17 protein-coding genes are annotated in these 16141 nt (G+C 39.0%); 13 read left to right on the top strand and 4 right to left on the bottom strand.

Features of this window, described 5'->3' with window-relative positions; genetic code table 11:
* Positions 1-14 precede the first annotated feature (14 nt).
* Positions 15-317, bottom strand: a complete 303-nt coding sequence (locus tag N0B29_RS02670) for an EF-hand domain-containing protein (RefSeq protein WP_263832141.1) — start codon at positions 315-317, stop codon at positions 15-17.
* A 10-nt stretch (positions 318-327) separates the two neighbouring features.
* Positions 328-1137, bottom strand: coding sequence for a DUF4405 domain-containing protein (locus tag N0B29_RS02665; protein WP_263832140.1), 810 nt, complete (start codon positions 1135-1137; stop codon positions 328-330).
* A 136-nt stretch (positions 1138-1273) separates the two neighbouring features.
* Here N0B29_RS02665 and N0B29_RS02660 point away from each other — a divergent pair, with 136 nt between their 5' ends.
* The 4 genes from N0B29_RS02660 (at position 1274) to N0B29_RS02645 (ending at position 5062) form a co-directional block, all read left to right on the top strand.
* Positions 1274-2203 carry a ribose-phosphate pyrophosphokinase gene (locus N0B29_RS02660; RefSeq protein WP_263832139.1) on the top strand — a complete coding sequence of 310 codons (930 nt, stop codon included), beginning with the start codon at positions 1274-1276 and terminating at the stop codon, positions 2201-2203.
* Entirely contained in the window at positions 2203-3996 is a 1794-nt protein-coding gene (gene lepA / locus N0B29_RS02655) for a translation elongation factor 4 (RefSeq protein WP_263832138.1), read from the top strand. Before N0B29_RS02660 ends, lepA begins: the two co-directional genes overlap by 1 nt.
* 102 nt (positions 3997-4098) lie before the next feature.
* Positions 4099-4581, top strand: coding sequence for a ComF family protein (locus tag N0B29_RS02650; protein WP_263832491.1), 483 nt, complete (start codon positions 4099-4101; stop codon positions 4579-4581).
* Between the two features lie 100 nt (positions 4582-4681).
* On the top strand, positions 4682-5062 hold the full coding sequence (locus N0B29_RS02645; protein WP_263832137.1) for a helix-turn-helix domain-containing protein: 381 nt from the start codon (positions 4682-4684) through the stop codon (positions 5060-5062).
* Positions 5063-5101: 39 nt separating this feature from the next.
* Here the strand turns inward: N0B29_RS02645 and N0B29_RS02640 are convergent, their stop codons facing one another.
* Entirely contained in the window at positions 5102-6415 is a 1314-nt protein-coding gene (locus tag N0B29_RS02640; RefSeq protein ID WP_263832136.1) for an MFS transporter, read from the bottom strand.
* 93 nt (positions 6416-6508) lie between these two features.
* The gene (locus N0B29_RS02635; protein ID WP_263832135.1) at positions 6509-7027 is read right to left on the bottom strand and encodes a hypothetical protein; all 519 of its coding nucleotides are present in this window, start codon (positions 7025-7027) and stop codon (positions 6509-6511) included.
* A gap of 85 nt (positions 7028-7112) precedes the next feature.
* On the opposite strand from N0B29_RS02635, the gene N0B29_RS02630 reads away from it, so the two are divergent.
* The 9 genes from N0B29_RS02630 (at position 7113) to N0B29_RS02590 (ending at position 16140) form a co-directional block, all read left to right on the top strand.
* On the top strand, positions 7113-7871 hold the full coding sequence (locus N0B29_RS02630; RefSeq protein ID WP_263832134.1) for a transposase: 759 nt from the start codon (positions 7113-7115) through the stop codon (positions 7869-7871).
* Between the two features lie 78 nt (positions 7872-7949).
* Positions 7950-10481 carry a DNA gyrase subunit A gene (gyrA, locus tag N0B29_RS02625; protein ID WP_263832133.1) on the top strand — a complete coding sequence of 844 codons (2532 nt, stop codon included), beginning with the start codon at positions 7950-7952 and terminating at the stop codon, positions 10479-10481.
* Positions 10482-10528: 47 nt separating this feature from the next.
* Positions 10529-10969, top strand: a complete 441-nt coding sequence (locus N0B29_RS02620) for an LPP20 family lipoprotein (protein WP_263832132.1) — start codon at positions 10529-10531, stop codon at positions 10967-10969.
* Complete coding sequence (locus N0B29_RS02615; protein WP_263832131.1) at positions 10945-11337, top strand: hypothetical protein; 393 nt, start codon at positions 10945-10947, stop codon at positions 11335-11337. The genes N0B29_RS02620 and N0B29_RS02615 overlap by 25 nt, the downstream gene beginning before the upstream one ends.
* Before the next feature lie 27 nt (positions 11338-11364).
* A complete protein-coding gene (locus tag N0B29_RS02610; RefSeq protein WP_263832130.1) occupies positions 11365-12528 on the top strand; it encodes a sigma-54-dependent transcriptional regulator in 1164 nt (387 codons plus the stop codon).
* A gap of 88 nt (positions 12529-12616) precedes the next feature.
* Positions 12617-13645 (top strand): aspartate-semialdehyde dehydrogenase, encoded by a 1029-nt coding sequence (locus N0B29_RS02605; protein WP_263832129.1) that lies wholly within the window; start codon positions 12617-12619, stop codon positions 13643-13645.
* A complete protein-coding gene (locus tag N0B29_RS02600) occupies positions 13645-14154 on the top strand; it encodes a YqhA family protein (RefSeq protein ID WP_263832128.1) in 510 nt (169 codons plus the stop codon). Before N0B29_RS02605 ends, N0B29_RS02600 begins: the two co-directional genes overlap by 1 nt.
* The gene (gene hemE, locus N0B29_RS02595; protein ID WP_263832127.1) at positions 14154-15176 is read left to right on the top strand and encodes a uroporphyrinogen decarboxylase; all 1023 of its coding nucleotides are present in this window, start codon (positions 14154-14156) and stop codon (positions 15174-15176) included. The genes N0B29_RS02600 and hemE overlap by 1 nt, the downstream gene beginning before the upstream one ends.
* A gap of 52 nt (positions 15177-15228) precedes the next feature.
* Positions 15229-16140 carry a radical SAM protein gene (locus N0B29_RS02590; protein ID WP_263832126.1) on the top strand — a complete coding sequence of 304 codons (912 nt, stop codon included), beginning with the start codon at positions 15229-15231 and terminating at the stop codon, positions 16138-16140.
* The last annotated feature ends 1 nt before the right edge of the window (position 16141 follow it).

The raw sequence follows: 16141 nt of genomic DNA, 5'->3' as shown, positions 1-16141 counted from the left end.
CCTCTTGGCTTTATTTATCGAGAACGCATGCGAGAGAGTTGCCCATCTCGGTACTCTTCTTTTGTGATTTTGCCATCTTTATTAGTATCAAAAAAGGTAAAATCAGGTGAATTGGCAGCGTTCCTCATTGGCATTCCTGCTTCTGCTTTTGCGCTCATACGCTCCGCTTTTACAGCATCAAACTCCTCTTGAGTAATAACGCCATCTTTGTTTTTATCGTACGTTTCAAATGCAACAGGTCCACGCGTTGCATCTGCGGCGAAAAGATTTAAACCTACAAGGCTTACCATTGCTAAAAGCATAAGTGCTTTTTTCATCTTGACTCCTTTATTGGGATTTTTTGAGTAATTCTAAGAGTTCAATAGGCTTTACATGTAAAGCTTCTGCACTCTCTTTTATCGTTGAATTCTCTGTTGCATTAAAGCCTTTTTCATGGATAATTTGTAATGCTTCCTCAAGCTCAAATGCCTGTTGAATACTCGCCTCTTTGAGGGTTAATTTACTGTATCCACCGTCTTCTTTTAAGGTATTGTTTTGAGCTTTAGCGTTAATGATGTCAAAAAGTTGAGCGGGAGATTTGCCATTTTCTTTAGCGATTTGCGCAACGGTTTTTGAAAGGGTTACACCTTGAAGTTTATACGCATTAAGTTTTGAAATGATGGTAGAGACGTTACTATTGGTACGCTCTGCAAACTCCCCAAGTGTTGAGAGTTCAGCATGTCCATAAGGAGCTTTATCGACTTTCTTCTCCCATGAAGCTTTTATCTCGTATTGGAAGTCTAAAAATTGATCAAAAGGTGTCCAGTAATAAAGTGTTCCAAAGAGAAAAAGAAGGTTAATGCCTAATGCCAAAATAAATTCTTTTGTAAAGAGTGAAAATTCTCTCGCTTTGTTGCTTAGGTAGATAAAGAGCGCACGCCAGTTAAGATAAATGTGAAAAAGCATACCAACCAAAAAGAGCACCATAAAGGTTACATGTAAATTGGTGTATTGTGTTTTATCAAGTCCTAAAAGCTCCCAATTTGTCCAGTTGGCGACTCTGCCTTTAGGGGAAAGAAAAAGAATGATACCCGTATAGCTCATCATTAAAAATGCCAAGAGAATCTCTAAAGAGATAAAACGTCTGAGTGAATACATAAGATTTCCTTTATTTACTTATAATATAAATAAATCATAGTGATATTATGGCACTTTAATGTTAAAAGAGTGTTAACGCTATCTTAAGTCCCCTTTGGATAAAATAGAGAACTTTTTGATGTAAAGGATATTCAATATGAGAGGCTATAAAGTCTTTGCAGGAACGGCAAATCCAGAGTTTGCAAAACGAGTGGCGAAACATCTTTCTCTCCCTCTTTCAGCAGCTGAGATTAAGACCTTTAGCGATGGTGAGATCAGTGTTCAAATCAGTGAGAGTGTGCGTGGAAAAGATGTTTTCATCATCCAATCAACCTGTGCTCCTGCGAATGTGAATTTGATGGAGCTATTAATTTTAACAGATGCACTAAGACGCAGTTCTGCCAATAGCATTACGGCTATTATGCCTTATTTTGGTTATGCACGACAAGATCGAAAAGCGGCACCTCGTGTTCCTATTACGGCAAAACTTGTTGCTAACATGATCCAAACAGCGGGAATTGATCGTGTTGTAACGATTGACCTTCACGCAGGACAAATCCAAGGTTTCTTCGATATTCCTGTTGATAACCTTTACGGTTCTATCATCTTCAACGACTATGTAAAAGCCAAAAATCTTAAAAACCCAATTATTGCAAGCCCTGATATTGGTGGCGTTGCGCGTGCAAGAAGTTTTGCAAAACTTTTGGGTGTTGATATGGTCATCGTTGATAAACGTCGTGAAAAAGCCAATGAGTCTGAAGTGATGAACATCATTGGTGATGTTACAGGCAAAGATGTTATTTTAGTCGATGATATGATCGATACAGCAGGAACAATTGTCAAAGCGGCTGAAGTCTTGAAAAAAAGAGGTGCTACAAGCGTTATGGCATGTTGTACGCACGCAGTTCTCAGTGGTCCAGCGTACGAGCGTATCGCTAAAGGTGAGTTAGACGAATTAGTTGTAACTGACACCATTCCTCTTAAAGAAGCAAACCCAAAAATCAAAGTTCTAAGCGTTGCACCTGTTTTTGCGGAAGTCATTCGTCGTGTTTATCACAATGAAAGTGTAAATGGACTCTTTATTTAATGCAGAAACATATTCGTAACTTCTCAATTATTGCTCATATCGATCACGGTAAAAGTACGCTAGCAGACCGCCTTATCCAAGAGTGCGGTGCGGTGAGTGAACGTGAAATGACCACACAGATGATGGACACTATGGACATCGAAAAAGAGCGTGGCATTACCATTAAAGCTCAAAGTGTACGCCTTACGTATGTGAAAGATGGGCAACCTTATATTTTAAATCTTATTGACACTCCAGGTCACGTTGACTTTTCGTATGAAGTGAGCCGTTCTTTGGCTTCCAGTGATGGAGCACTTTTGGTGGTTGATGCCTCTCAGGGCGTTGAAGCACAAACCATTGCAAATGTCTACATAGCGCTTGAAAATAACTTAGAAATTATTCCTGTCATCAACAAAATAGACCTTCCTGCTGCTGATCCTGAGCGTGTGAAAGATGAGATCGAACATACCATTGGGCTTGATTGTTCGGAAGCGTTGAACGTGAGTGCAAAAAGTGGTATTGGTATCAGAGAACTTCTTGATACCCTTGTCGATAAAATCCCTCCTCCAAAAGGCGATGAAAATGCTCCTACCAAAGCGCTTATTTACGATAGCTGGTTTGACAATTATCTAGGCGCACTCGCACTCGTTCGCGTCTACGATGGCGCAATCAAAAAAGGACAAGAAGTCTATGTTATGGGTACAGGTAAAAAACACGAAGTTTTAAACCTCATGTATCCGCATCCCCTTGTTCTTGAAAAAACACCGATGATTAAAACGGGCGAAGTGGGCATTGTCGTACTGGGTCTTAAAAATGTTGGGGACGTTAAAGTAGGCGATACCATTACGGATTTTCGTAACAAAACGAAAGAGCCGATCGCTGGTTTTAAAGAGGTCAAACAGTTTGTTTTTGCGGGACTTTATCCGATTGAAACCGATAAATTTGAAGAACTCAGAGACGCGTTAGATAAACTTAAACTCAATGACTCAAGCATTTCGTACGAGCCTGAAACCTCTGCAGCATTGGGCTTTGGCTTTAGGGTTGGTTTTTTAGGTTTACTTCACATGGAAGTTATCAAAGAGCGTTTGGAGCGAGAGTTTGACCTTGATCTCATCGCTACCGCGCCTACGGTTACGTACAAAGTGAAAACCACTAAAGGAACTGTGCTTGATATTCAAAACCCAAGCCAACTTCCTCCTGTCAATGAATTTGAAGAGATTCAAGAGCCTTACGTCAAAGCAACCGTGTTAACACCGACTGAATTTTTGGGCAACATCATCATTTTAATGAATAACAAACGCGGTATGCAAAAGAAAATGGACTATCTCAGTCCTGAGCGTGTACTTTTGGAGTATGAAATTCCTCTCAATGAAATTGTGATGGACTTTTACGATAAACTCAAATCCGTCTCAAAAGGGTACGCAAGTTTTGATTATGAGCCGATTGGGTATCAAGTGGGTGACTTGGTCAAACTTGATCTTTTGGTTGCAGGTGAGCCTGTGGATGCACTTTCTATCATTGTGCCACGTGTAAGTGCGCAAACCAGAGGTCGTGACTTTGTTAAAGCGATGAAAGAGATCGTTCCACGACAGCTTTTTGAAGTGGCGATCCAAGCGAGTATTGGCACAAAAGTCATTGCTCGTGAAACCGTCAAATCCATGGGTAAAAACGTGACCGCCAAATGTTATGGTGGCGATATTACCCGAAAACGAAAACTCCTCGATAAACAAAAAGAGGGTAAGAAACGTATGAAATCCATCGGTAAAGTTCAATTACCGCAAGAGGCGTTTCTCACCATTCTCAAAATCGACTAATCTTTACATGTAATGCGTTGCCATCTTTGTTTAAATCTAAGTTGGCAACCACTTTGTAAAATGTGCCTACAAACGATTTTAGCCCCAACTCCCGCTTTTAGGGTGTTGGAAAGTGGGCTGAAAGTCTACTCTTTTTACAACTACAATGACATAGCCCCACTCCTTCATACAAAGCACACTTACATCGGCGCTAAAATCTTCGCGCAACTTGGAACGCATACTTTCTTTCAATTTTTAAAAACGTTTGAGTTACCCAAAGGAATTTGTGCAATTCCTATCGACGATCATGTGCGACATGGCTATTCGCACAGTGCGATTCTAGCAAAAGCAACCAAGCCTTATTTAACGCCAATGTATGGAAGTTTAAGAGCGCAGAACCATGAGAGTTATTCAGGTAAAAGCAGAGCCTACCGACAAGCCAATAAACGTGATTTCATCTTTACATGTAAAGATGAAGTTGATGCCATTTTGATCGATGATATTGTTACCACGGGAAGTACTTTGGAAGAGGCGCATGAGACACTTAAACAGCATGGGGTAAATGTACTGTTTGCGCTTGTTTTGGCAGATGCTAGAGAGAATTAAGCACATCCGCCTTCTTTTAAGTCTAAAATGTCACTTATGTGTCGTAACCGACATAGTCTCAAAAGCGATATAATTCAAACAAAATTCTACGGAGAAACCAATGATTATTAAAAACCTAAGGTTAGAAAATGGTTGGTCACAAGAGCAGTTAGCCGACATAACAGGATTGAGTACAAGAACCATTCAGCGAATTGAAAAGGATGATGAAGTCAGTTTAGAGTCTTTGAAATTACTTGCAAATGCATTCAAAATAGACATAAAAAATTTACAAGAGTTGTTAAACAATAAAGGAAAGCCAATGCCAATTCGCGAGAAAATAGAAAAAAATACGGGAGTCATCACTTTTATAGGGGTGAATTTGCTTTTATTTATTATTAACATACTAACTAATCCACATCATCTATGGTTTATTTATCCGTTGTTTGGCTGGGGTATAACGCTTTATTTTAGGCGCTATAAACGTCAACTAAAGCAGAACTAAGTGAAGAGAGTAAAATTTTTACTCTCTTTGATTGTAAAATTAGATATCCTCAGCTAACTCTTTTTCTTTACGGATAATATACCAGCCAAGAAGTGCACCAAATACAAAGACCCCCATCACATAAAAACCTGCGGCGTATTTGCTGAAAAAGTTGGCAAGAATAGGGATAAGAAAAGCGGTTAAAGCACCTGTGATAGCGTAGGAGATATTAAACGAAAAAGCGACACCGCTGTATCTGACTTTGGCAGGAAAGGCGCGCACCATGTAGTAAGGAAAAGCCCCAACAATGCCAATGCTAAAGCCAACAATGGGATAAGTGATGTAAAGCATTTCACGACCAAAAGAAAGCGATGCGAGAAAAATTATTGTTGCAATGAGAACGAAGATACACCCTAGGGATATAATTTTACCAATGGAGAATTTATCGGCGAGGTAACCGTAAAAGACACACCCCAGTGCTAAACCAGCAGTGGCTAGAAGTCTTGATATGGAAACGTCAATTTCTGAAAAGCCAAACTGCCCTTGCAAATAGACATGTGCTGTGACGATAATGACCATAATGCCAGCGGATAAAACCCATGTTAGTAAAATAGAAATAGTCGTTTGTGGTAGATGATTTGATAAAACATTCCAAACCGGTAGTTTTTTGGAAATATCCTCTTTTTCTCTTTTTTGCATTTCAAGAAAAATAGGTGTCTCTTTCAGCCAACGTCTAAGATACATCGCGATAAATCCAAAAATACCACCCACAATAAACGGAATTCTCCATACCCAACTGTTCATCTCGAGCGCATTAAAATTACTTTGCATCATAATCGAAACCAATGAGCCAAGAAAGATGCCAAGCGTTAAGCCAGAAGTCAGCGTTCCACACGCAAGTCCTACTTTGTTTTTGGGAACGTGTTCGGCTACAAAGGTCCAAGCACCAGGGATTTCACCTCCGACAGCAAGACCTTGACAGACTCTAAGAATGAGAAGTAAAATAGGTGCTAAATAACCGACTACCGCATACGTTGGTAAACAACCAATGAGAAGTGTGGGGATTGCCATCAGAAGAATACTAAGCGTAAACATACGTTTTCTTCCAAACAGATCACCAAAGTGCGCCATCACAATGCCACCAAAAGGGCGCGCTAAATAGCCCGCTGCAAAGATGCCAAACGTTTGAAGTTGACTAAGCCACACAGGCATATCAGCAGGAAAGAACAAAATCCCAATGACTTTGGAAAAAAAGACAAAAATAATAAAGTCATAAAACTCTAACGCTCCACCAAAAGCGGAAAGGGAAAGTGTTTTATAGTCTTGAGAACTGAGCAGTCTTTTATGCTTTGTTGTTGTATGTTGCTGTGCCATTGCATATCCTTGAGTTTGTAAAACGTGAAGTATAACAAAAATTTGTGTGACTAAATCTTCATGTGTGTGTAAAATTTAATACCAAAAGAGCGTTTACATTCTAGAACATGAGGCGTCATAAATGGGTGAGGGGCTATTTTTTTCTACATGTAATTTCATCATAAGCAGGAAGATTTGGTACATATCTTTATCGTTGTATTTGGCGATCGTTTTTAATGTATCTTCAACATTTTCAATTTTGACATGGTTTTCTAAAAGTTTTTGTTGAAGAAATGAAATGTCAGAATTAAACCATAAGCAGAGTTGCGCAAAGGTTTGATTTTTTGTATTGTGAATAATAAAATCGATGTTGTCTTCATGATGAATATGTTTGTTAAAAAAAATCGCAACACACTCTTGTAAAAGTCTTCGTATCGTGCATCTGCGCAACCACGCATGTACACTTAAAAGCCCGATAATAATCAGTGCAGCGAGTTTGTGCAAGATAATATTGTCGGTTGTATAACTACCCAATACAAAAGCAATACCAGTGGTATAAAGAACAAGAAACATCACAAGAACAGCTATAATAATCACGACTTTAAGAACGGTTTCATTAAGATGAGCGAACACAAAAATTCCTTTAAAAGGGGTCAGGGCTAAACTTTTAACTTTTTAACATTCTGCGTTATAATTCTAGCAAAAAAAGAGGGTATTTATGCCACGACGATTGCGCATTGAAAGCTTAGGGTACCATCATGTCTACAACAGGGGCGTTGCCAAAAGCAATGTTTTTATAGATGAAAAAGACAAAGTAAAGTTTATAGAATTGATGGCAAGTACTGCTAAAGAGCATAAGTTCAATATTCATGCGTTTTGTTTGATGGATAACCATTATCATATTTTAGTGCAAAACTCGCGTGAAAATCTCTCTTCAGGTATGCGCCAGCTCAACGCGCAGTATGCAAGTTATTTCAATAAACGGCATGACCGTGTAGGTCATTTGTGGCAAGACCGCTTCAAGTCATGGTATGTCTTGGACAACAAATATCTTTTTACACTTTTTAAATACATTGAATCGAATCCGCTCAAAGCTAAAATGACGAAAGTCATCGGTGAGTACATGTACTGCGCAACGTATAGCATGCTCAAAGATGCCGTGCCACCTTTTTTGCAGAACTCATTTGTTTTACGAGATTACAATACTAAAGAGCTATTTGAACTTTTGAGCATTCCTCTAAGTGACTCTGAGCGTTTAAATATAGACGCATTTCATAAAACAAAGTATAAGCAAGAAGAGGGACAAACCCTGCCTTTACACAAAAAAGAGTTAGCCAATTATTTCTTACATGTAAAGAATAAACCGCAAAGAAATGAAGCAATAAAAAAAGCCTATGAAGATGGGTATAGTAAAAGTGATGTTGCTAGAAATCTCTCTCTAAGCGTTGCAGGAGTAAGCAAAATACTCAAAAGTTAAAAGTTTAGCCCTGACCCCTATTGAAACCAAAGGAAAAGTAAAGTACAATCAAACAATTTTACATTGCAAGGTTAATGAATGGATAATATTTTTGATTCGAACCAAGACATCAAGACGATCAGTATTGAAGAGTCGATAAAGACCAGTTATCTTGATTATTCGATGAGCGTTATCATCGGGCGTGCGCTTCCCGATGCACGAGATGGACTAAAGCCCGTACACAGAAGAATTTTATATGCGATGAACGATCTTGCGATCTCTTCACGCAGTCCGTACAAGAAATCGGCACGTATCGTCGGTGATGTTATCGGTAAGTACCACCCTCATGGTGACACTGCGGTTTATGACGCACTTGTTCGTATGGCACAGCCGTTCTCAATGCGTATTCCGATGGTTGATGGACAAGGAAACTTCGGTTCAATCGACGGTGACAACGCGGCTGCGATGCGTTATACGGAAGCTCGTATGACACCATTGGCGGAAGAGCTTTTGCGTGACCTTGATAAAGACACTGTTGATTTTGTACCCAACTACGATGATAGTATGATTGAACCAGACGTACTGCCAAGCCGTGTACCAAACTTGTTACTTAACGGATCAAGTGGTATTGCGGTTGGTATGGCAACAAACATTCCTCCACACTGCTTAGATGAGCTTTTGGATGCATTGCTCCTTTTGATTGAAAACCCAGAAGCAACACTGGATGAGGTAATGGAGTTTATTAAAGGTCCAGACTTCCCAACAAGCGGCATTATTTTTGGTAAAAAAGGTATTTTAGAGGCGTATAAAACAGGACGTGGTCGTGTTAAAGTACGTGCAAAAGTGCATATTGAGAAAAAAGGTAATAAAGACATCATCGTTATTGATGAACTTCCCTACCAAGTAAACAAAGTTCGTCTGATTGAGCAGATCGTGGCACTTGTTAAAGAGAAGATGATCGAAGGTATTAGCGAAATCAGAGATGAGAGTGATAGAGATGGTATTCGTCTTGTCATCGAGCTTAAACGTGAAGCGATGAGCGAGATTGTTCTTAATAACCTTTACAAATCGACCAATCTTGAAGTAACATTTGGTGTTATCTTACTTGCTATTCATAATAAAGAGCCAAAAGTATTTACACTGATTGAGCTTTTAAAACTTTTCTTACGTCACCGTAAAACGGTTATTATTCGCCGTACTATTTTTGAACTTGAAAAAGCCAAAGCCAAAGCCCACATTTTAGAGGGTTTAAAAATTGCACTTGATAATATTGATGAAATCATCGCTCTTATCAAAGGCAGTGCTGATACAAAAAGTGCCAAAGATGGTTTGATCGAACGATTTAACCTGAGTGAAGTTCAAGCAGGCGCAATCCTAGATATGAGACTCCAACGTCTTACAGGACTTGAGAGAGATAAGATTGAGAATGAGCTTGCAGAGTTACTTCTAGAGATTCAACGTCTTAGTGACATCTTACGTAGTGAAGCACTTTTAAATGCTCTCATTAAAGAAGAATTGCTCGAGATTAAAGATAAATTCAAATCAAAACGTATTACTGAAATTGTTGATGATTACGATGACATTGATGTGGAAGATTTGATTGCGAATGAGTCAATGGTTGTGACCATTACTCACAGAGGCTACATTAAACGTGTACCACTCAAACAGTATGAAAAACAAAAACGTGGTGGCAAAGGCAAAATTGCCGTAACCACATACGATGATGACTTTATTGAGAGCTTCTTTGTCTCCGATACACACGATACGTTGATGTTTGTGACTGATCGCGGACAACTCTACTGGCTCAAAGTGTATAGAATTCCAGAAGGAAGTAGAACCGCTAAGGGTAAAGCTGTTGTCAACCTCATTCAGCTACAAGCGGATGAGAAAATTATGGCAATCATTCCAACAACAGACTTTGATGAGACAAAATCATTGGCATTCTTTACGAAAAATGGTGTCATTAAACGTACAAATCTCAGCGAATTTAAAAATATCCGCTCAGTTGGTGTTAGAGCGATTACATTAGATGATGATGATGAATTGGTAACCGCTAAAGTTGTCACACACGATACTAAAAACCTTTTCATTGTAACGAAAAAAGGTATGTGTATTCGTTTTGAAGTAGGTGATGCAAGAGAGATCGGCAGAACAGCACGTGGTGTTACAGGTATTCGCTTTAAAGAAGAGAATGACCGTGTTGTAGGTGCAGCTGTTATCTATCATGATCAAGAAGAGTTGTTGACTGTGACTGAAAAAGGTATTGGAAAACGCACAACCGCTGAAGAGTACAGATTGCAAAATCGTGGTGGTAAAGGTGTCATTGCTATGAAACTTACACCAAAAACTGCCGATCTAGTTGGTGTTGTCATTGTTGATGAAGATAAAGACCTTATGGCGCTGACCAGTAGCGGTAAAATGATTCGTGTCGATATGGAGACAATCCGAAAAGCCGGACGTAATACCAGTGGTGTTAAAGTAGTTTCTGTTGATGGTAAAGATGTTGTTCAAAGTCTTGCTCGTTGTCCGAAAGAGGAGATCGATGAACTTGATGGCGAAGGTTTGGAAGATGATGAAAGCTCAACTGAGGGTAGTTTGATTATCCCAGATGATGCACCGAGTGATGAATAATTGGAATGGTAGTTGCTTAAAGATAAAAAAATATTAAAGGTGTAGCTATGAATAGATGGTTTGTAACACTTTTGGCAAGCATAGGGTTGTTGCTTATTGTTTCGGGTTGTTCTGCGAAAAAGGATGAACCGCCTAAAGATCCAAAAGCTGCAGCATATGATTTCAGCAATGAAAAATCATTTGTTGTTTACGGTGAAGGTATTGCTCCTTTGCATACAGTGTCTCCTGCGCAAGCAGTTGCTCTTGCAAAACGTGCCGCAATTACAGATGGTTACCGTCAGCTTGGTGAAAAACTTTATGGTGTGAAAATTAATTCAACAGAAACCGTTAAAGATGCTATGTTGAAAGATTCTCGTGTTACTGCACAAGTCAATGCTCTTATTAAAGATGCTGCTATAACAGACGCAACTTTTAAAGACGGGTTATACAGTGTTAGAATGGAAATTACAATGAGCGCACGTAGGTGGCACGAACTCTTTTCCTATTAATTTTTGGACTATCGCAAACACTTTTTTGCAGTGATCTTTTTTGGTTTTCATACAAAATTGTCACTGTAAATAGTGTTGTGATTCATGAAGAAAAAAACATTGCTCTTGCCATGATTCCTTATGAAGGCAAGAAGCAAGTTTTATGTGAACTTCCCCTACAAAACAGTACCAATCTTTCTAAAGAAGCTTTCTTGCGAAAGCATTTCGATAAAATTCTTCCTTGCTTTTACCCACTCTCAACGCGTCTTCGTTCATGGGACGACCAATATTTAAGACATAGCAATGATAGAATAGAGTTAGTCATTGAGCCGGTGCGCTTTACAGTAGACTTTAAAGATGAATTTGCTACCATAAATGCCATTAGGTAAAACTCTTTTTGGCAGGATTAATTAAAAATGCATGTCGCAATTGTAGAAGATGATATAAATATGAGAAAATCCCTAGAGATAGCACTTGGGGAGTATGAAGAATTTAAAATTTCTACCTACAAAAGCGCATTGGATGCACTTAAAAAGATTGATTCCAGTGTTGATTTGATTGTGACAGACATTAATATGCCTGGAATGGATGGCATTGAATTTATTAAAAAGCTTGATGGTCAGTATGATATTATCGTGATTACGGGTAACGCGACACTAAGCCGTGCCATTGAGTCTGTTCGATTGGGTGTGAAAGATTTTTTAACCAAACCTTTTGAAATCGAAACACTCGTTGAAGCGATCAAGCGACACGATAAAATTCGTACTAAAGTAAAAGAGAGTTTTGAAAAGATCGATAGCACTAAAGAGGAAAATGGCGATTTTATCGCTACTTCTCCTGAGCTTGAAAAAGCACTAACGATTGCAAGAAAAGCGGCAAAAACAGATGTAAGTGTGCTTCTTTTAGGTGAAAGTGGTGTGGGAAAAGAGCTTTTTGCCAATTACGTGCATAAAAATTCCCCACGCGCTAAAAATCCTTTTGTAGCGATCAATATGGCAGCAATTCCTGAAAACCTTTTGGAAAGCGAGCTTTTTGGCTATGAAAAAGGTGCATTTACCGATGCGATTGCGGAGAAAAAAGGTTATTTTGAAGTTGCCAATGGTGGAACACTTTTCTTAGATGAAATTGGTGAAATGCCAATGACACTTCAAGCAAAGCTTTTAAGGGTGATTCAAGAACGTGTCATGGTTCGAGTAGGTGGAACAAAAGAGTTAACAATTGATGTGCGTATTGTTTCTGCAACGAATGCCGATATTAAAAAAAGCATCAAGGAAGGTCATTTTAGAGAAGACCTTTACTATAGGCTCAATACGATTCCTATTGAAATAGCACCGCTTCGACAACGTAAAGAGGAAATTTTACCTATTTGCGAGGTGATTTTAGAGCGTGTGACGAAGAAATATGGTTTGCAAAAGCGTTATTTTTCAGAAGAGGCAATCGAATCTTTAATGACCTATCGATGGCCTGGAAATATTAGAGAGTTGATCTCTGTCGTCGAGCGTGCAGTGATCTTGAGTGATACCGAAGCGATCAGTAAAGAAGATCTTTTCTTAGAGAGTCGTAATTGGTTTAGTTCGTAGTAAACAGACAAATAGACTTTTTTGATAACTTAATACCAACTCTATTGGGTTATTAAAAAAGTCTCACATAAAAAATAAGGTAAGAGAAATGAAAAAGTACAATGTAGCAATCGTTGGAGCTACTGGTGCGGTTGGCGAAGAGCTGTGTAGAGTTTTAGAAGAGGTTGACTTTCCTGTCAATAATCTTGTTCCATTAGCAAGTAGCAAAAGTGCAGGACTTGAAGTTGAGTTCAAAGGTAAAGCCTATAAAGTGCTTGAGCTTACTGAAAAATCTTTTGAGGAGAATGATGTCGAGATTGCATTTTTTAGCGCAGGTGGTGACATCTCAGCACACTATGCTCCATTTGCAGCAGAAGCTGGTGCAGTCGTCATTGACAATACAAGCCATTTTAGAATGGACCCCGATGTTCCTTTGGTTGTTCCTGAGTGTAATCCTGCGGATATTGACCAATGGCAAAACAGAGGCATTATCGCTAATCCAAACTGCTCAACCATTCAAATGGTGCAAGTGTTAAAACCACTTGATGATCTGTTTAACATTACACGTGTCGATGTTGCAACTTACCAAGCGGTCAGCGGTGCTGGAAAAAGTGGTATGGAAGAACTCGTCAATCAAATGCAAGATTTTTTTGCATTCAAACTTGATCAATGTGAGCCTAAAACGTTCGCACATCAAATTGCGCTTAATGTTATTCCTCATATTGACGTATTTATGGACAATGCGTACACCAAAGAAGAGATGAAAATGGTCAATGAGACTCAAAAAATCTTGGGTAAAAAAATGGAAATCAGCGCAACATGTGTTCGTGTGCCTGTCATGAGAAGTCACTCTGAAGCCATTACTATTCATTTTGAAAAAGATGTCAATTTAGACAAAGCGATTGAAGCACTTAAAAATGCTGAGAATGTTGTGGTTATCGATAATCCAGCGAAAAAAGAGTACCCAATGCCAATTATCTCAACTGATACCAATGAAACTTATGTGGGAAGAATTCGTAAAGATATCAACCGCGATAACGTACTTCATTTGTGGTGTGTGGCGGATCAAATTCGTGTAGGAGCGGCAACAAATGCTGTTAGGATTGCACAAAAATGGATTAAAAGAGAAGAAGCGTAATGCTTGAAAAATTGTTTGAATCAACCCTATGGTCAAGTAGGTTTATTACACTTACGGCCGTTATTTTTAGTATTTTAGCAGCATTTGCACTCTTCTTTGTTGCAAGTGCTGATTTGTACCATGTGCTCGTAACGACGTATCAGTACTTTTTTGCAGGTATCCATCCTGAAAATTTTCATGAGGATATTGTTGCTGAAATTATTGGGGCTATTGATCTCTACTTGATTGCGGTTGTTTTACTGATCTTTGGTTTTGGTATTTATGAGCTTTTTATCTCAGAAATTGATGTTGCCAAAGATTCTGGTGGCGATAAGATTTTATATGTGAGCTCACTTGACGAACTCAAAGATAAAATTGGTAAAGTGATCGTGATGGTACTTGTTGTTAGCTTTTTTCAACGGGTACTTCACGCTGAATACAAGGGTGCTTTAGAGATGCTCTATCTTTCATTTTCTATTTTAGCACTCTCTCTAGGGCTTTATTTTTTACATAAAGAGGGAAAACACTAATGATTTTTGTGGATGCGTGTTTCGGTAAGAAAACCCCCTATACGCCTGTATGGATGATGCGTCAAGCCGGACGTTATTTGCCTGAGTATATGGAAGTCAGAGCTCAAGCGGGAGATTTTTTATCTCTTTGCAAAGACCCTGAAAAAGCGTGTGCAGTTACCCTGCAACCGGTTGATATTTTAGGGGTGGATGCGGCTATTTTATTTAGCGATATTTTGGTTGTGCCTCTTGAAATGGGAATGGAGCTTCAGTTTTTAAAAGGCGAAGGTCCCGTTTTTTCACACCCTATTAAAAACCAAGCAGACCTTGACAAACTTGATGTGCAAAAAGCCATTGATGGGTTGGAGTATGTCTATGAGACAATTCGACTGATCCGAGGTCGTTTGGCTGCCGATAAAGCGCTTATTGGCTTTTGCGGGGCTCCTTGGACACTTGCGACTTATATGATTGAAGGTCAAGGCACTAAGACGTATGCACTTGTCAAAAAATTGATTTACTCTAATCCTCAATTTATGCACGCCCTTTTGAAAAAAGTAACGGAAGTGCTAAAAGGTTATATGGAGCGTCAAATTCAAAGTGGTACCAATGTCGTGATGATTTTTGACTCATGGGCAGCAGCACTTGAAGAGAGTGCTTATTTTGAATTTAGCTGGTCGTATATGAAAGAGATTAGCGCGTATTTGAAATTAAAATACCCGCATGTTCCTATTATTTTATTCCCAAAAGGAATTAGTGGTTATTTGGATAAAATCGATGGTGAATTTGATGTTTTTGGTGTGGATTGGTCAACGCCGATTGAGCTCGCAAAAGCAAAATTGGGAGGTAAGTATGTTCTTCAAGGCAACATGGAGCCAACGCGCCTTTACAGCAAAGAGGCGATTGATGAGGGAATTGATCATATTATCAATGTTATGAAAAATGAGAGACATATCTTTAACTTAGGGCATGGTATTTTGCCAGATATTCCCGTTGAACACGCTAAATACTTCATCAAACAAGTACAAACTCGCACGAAAATCTAACGGTTTGCCCTTATTTTAAGGGCAAACTTCTTTACATGTAAAGGACTTTGCCATGAGTAACATTGTTTTTGGACCTATTACGTCTAGACGTTTTGGGCAATCTCTTGGCATCGACCTTAGTCCCTTGTCCAAGCAATGTAATTTTGACTGCCTTTACTGCGAACTCAAAGGCGCTAAAACAGTCGATAAAGCCAAAGAGGCACCTTCAACTCAAGAAATTTTAGAGGCACTTGGCGAAGCATTGCATAAGCATCAAAATATTGATGTCATTACACTTACTGCCAATGGTGAGCCTACTCTTTACCCAGAACTGGGTGCCTTAGTTGAGGGTATACTCAAAATAAAAAAAGAGCATAAACTTCTTATTCTTTCTAATGGTGCGACCATTTCCGATCCAGCCATCCAAGAGATTCTCTCAAAACTGGATATCGTCAAACTCTCTTTAGATTGTGTTAGTCCTAAATGTTTTAAAAAGCTCGATCGTGCTCATAAAGGCATTGAGATAGCTGAGATTATTGAAGGGATGAAACGTTTTAGAAAGCGTTACTCAAAAGAACTTGTGATTGAAATTTTGGTGGTCGAAGGATTAAATGACACCGAAGAAGAGTTTCAAGCATTAAGCGCCGTTTTGCATGACATCAACCCCGATCGTATTGATGTTGGCACTATCGATCGCCCACCTGCGTATGATGTAAAAGGTGTGAGTATCGAGCGTTTGATTGAGCTTGCAAATCTGCTTCAAGGCTTACATGTAAACATCGCTTACAAGAAAAACTATATTCCACAAAAGCGCCATTTTAGTAAAGAAGAGATACTTGAACTTCTTAAACGCAGACCACAGAGTTTTGAAGATATAGCGCTCTGTTTTGATGAGCAAAGCCTTGAAAATCTACAACATTTAGTCGATGAAAATGTTTTACATGTAAAGCATATCGCTGGCGTTGATTTTTATACGACACACTAAT

Source organism: Sulfurospirillum oryzae, from assembly GCF_025770725.1.
Taxonomy (GTDB): Bacteria; Campylobacterota; Campylobacteria; order Campylobacterales; family Sulfurospirillaceae; genus Sulfurospirillum; species Sulfurospirillum oryzae.
Note: the sequence above shows the minus strand (reverse complement) of the source record. Positions and strands in the feature narration are given on the sequence as shown.

What these genes read in the sequence shown, in the direction of transcription:
- N0B29_RS02600 (WP_263832128.1), top strand. Translation starts at nt 13,645, where the DNA reads ATGCTTGAAAAATTGTTTGAATCAACCCTATGGTCAAGTAGGTTTATT.
- hemE (WP_263832127.1), top strand. Translation starts at nt 14,154, where the DNA reads ATGATTTTTGTGGATGCGTGTTTCGGTAAGAAAACCCCCTATACGCCT.
- N0B29_RS02640 (WP_263832136.1), bottom strand. Translation starts at nt 6,415, where the DNA reads ATGGCACAGCAACATACAACAACAAAGCATAAAAGACTGCTCAGTTCT.
- N0B29_RS02620 (WP_263832132.1), top strand. Translation starts at nt 10,529, where the DNA reads ATGAATAGATGGTTTGTAACACTTTTGGCAAGCATAGGGTTGTTGCTT.
- N0B29_RS02630 (WP_263832134.1), top strand. Translation starts at nt 7,113, where the DNA reads ATGCCACGACGATTGCGCATTGAAAGCTTAGGGTACCATCATGTCTAC.
- N0B29_RS02645 (WP_263832137.1), top strand. Translation starts at nt 4,682, where the DNA reads ATGATTATTAAAAACCTAAGGTTAGAAAATGGTTGGTCACAAGAGCAG.
- N0B29_RS02605 (WP_263832129.1), top strand. Translation starts at nt 12,617, where the DNA reads ATGAAAAAGTACAATGTAGCAATCGTTGGAGCTACTGGTGCGGTTGGC.
- lepA (WP_263832138.1), top strand. Translation starts at nt 2,203, where the DNA reads ATGCAGAAACATATTCGTAACTTCTCAATTATTGCTCATATCGATCAC.
- N0B29_RS02665 (WP_263832140.1), bottom strand. Translation starts at nt 1,137, where the DNA reads ATGTATTCACTCAGACGTTTTATCTCTTTAGAGATTCTCTTGGCATTT.
- N0B29_RS02660 (WP_263832139.1), top strand. Translation starts at nt 1,274, where the DNA reads ATGAGAGGCTATAAAGTCTTTGCAGGAACGGCAAATCCAGAGTTTGCA.
- N0B29_RS02610 (WP_263832130.1), top strand. Translation starts at nt 11,365, where the DNA reads ATGCATGTCGCAATTGTAGAAGATGATATAAATATGAGAAAATCCCTA.
- gyrA (WP_263832133.1), top strand. Translation starts at nt 7,950, where the DNA reads ATGGATAATATTTTTGATTCGAACCAAGACATCAAGACGATCAGTATT.
- N0B29_RS02670 (WP_263832141.1), bottom strand. Translation starts at nt 317, where the DNA reads ATGAAAAAAGCACTTATGCTTTTAGCAATGGTAAGCCTTGTAGGTTTA.
- N0B29_RS02590 (WP_263832126.1), top strand. Translation starts at nt 15,229, where the DNA reads ATGAGTAACATTGTTTTTGGACCTATTACGTCTAGACGTTTTGGGCAA.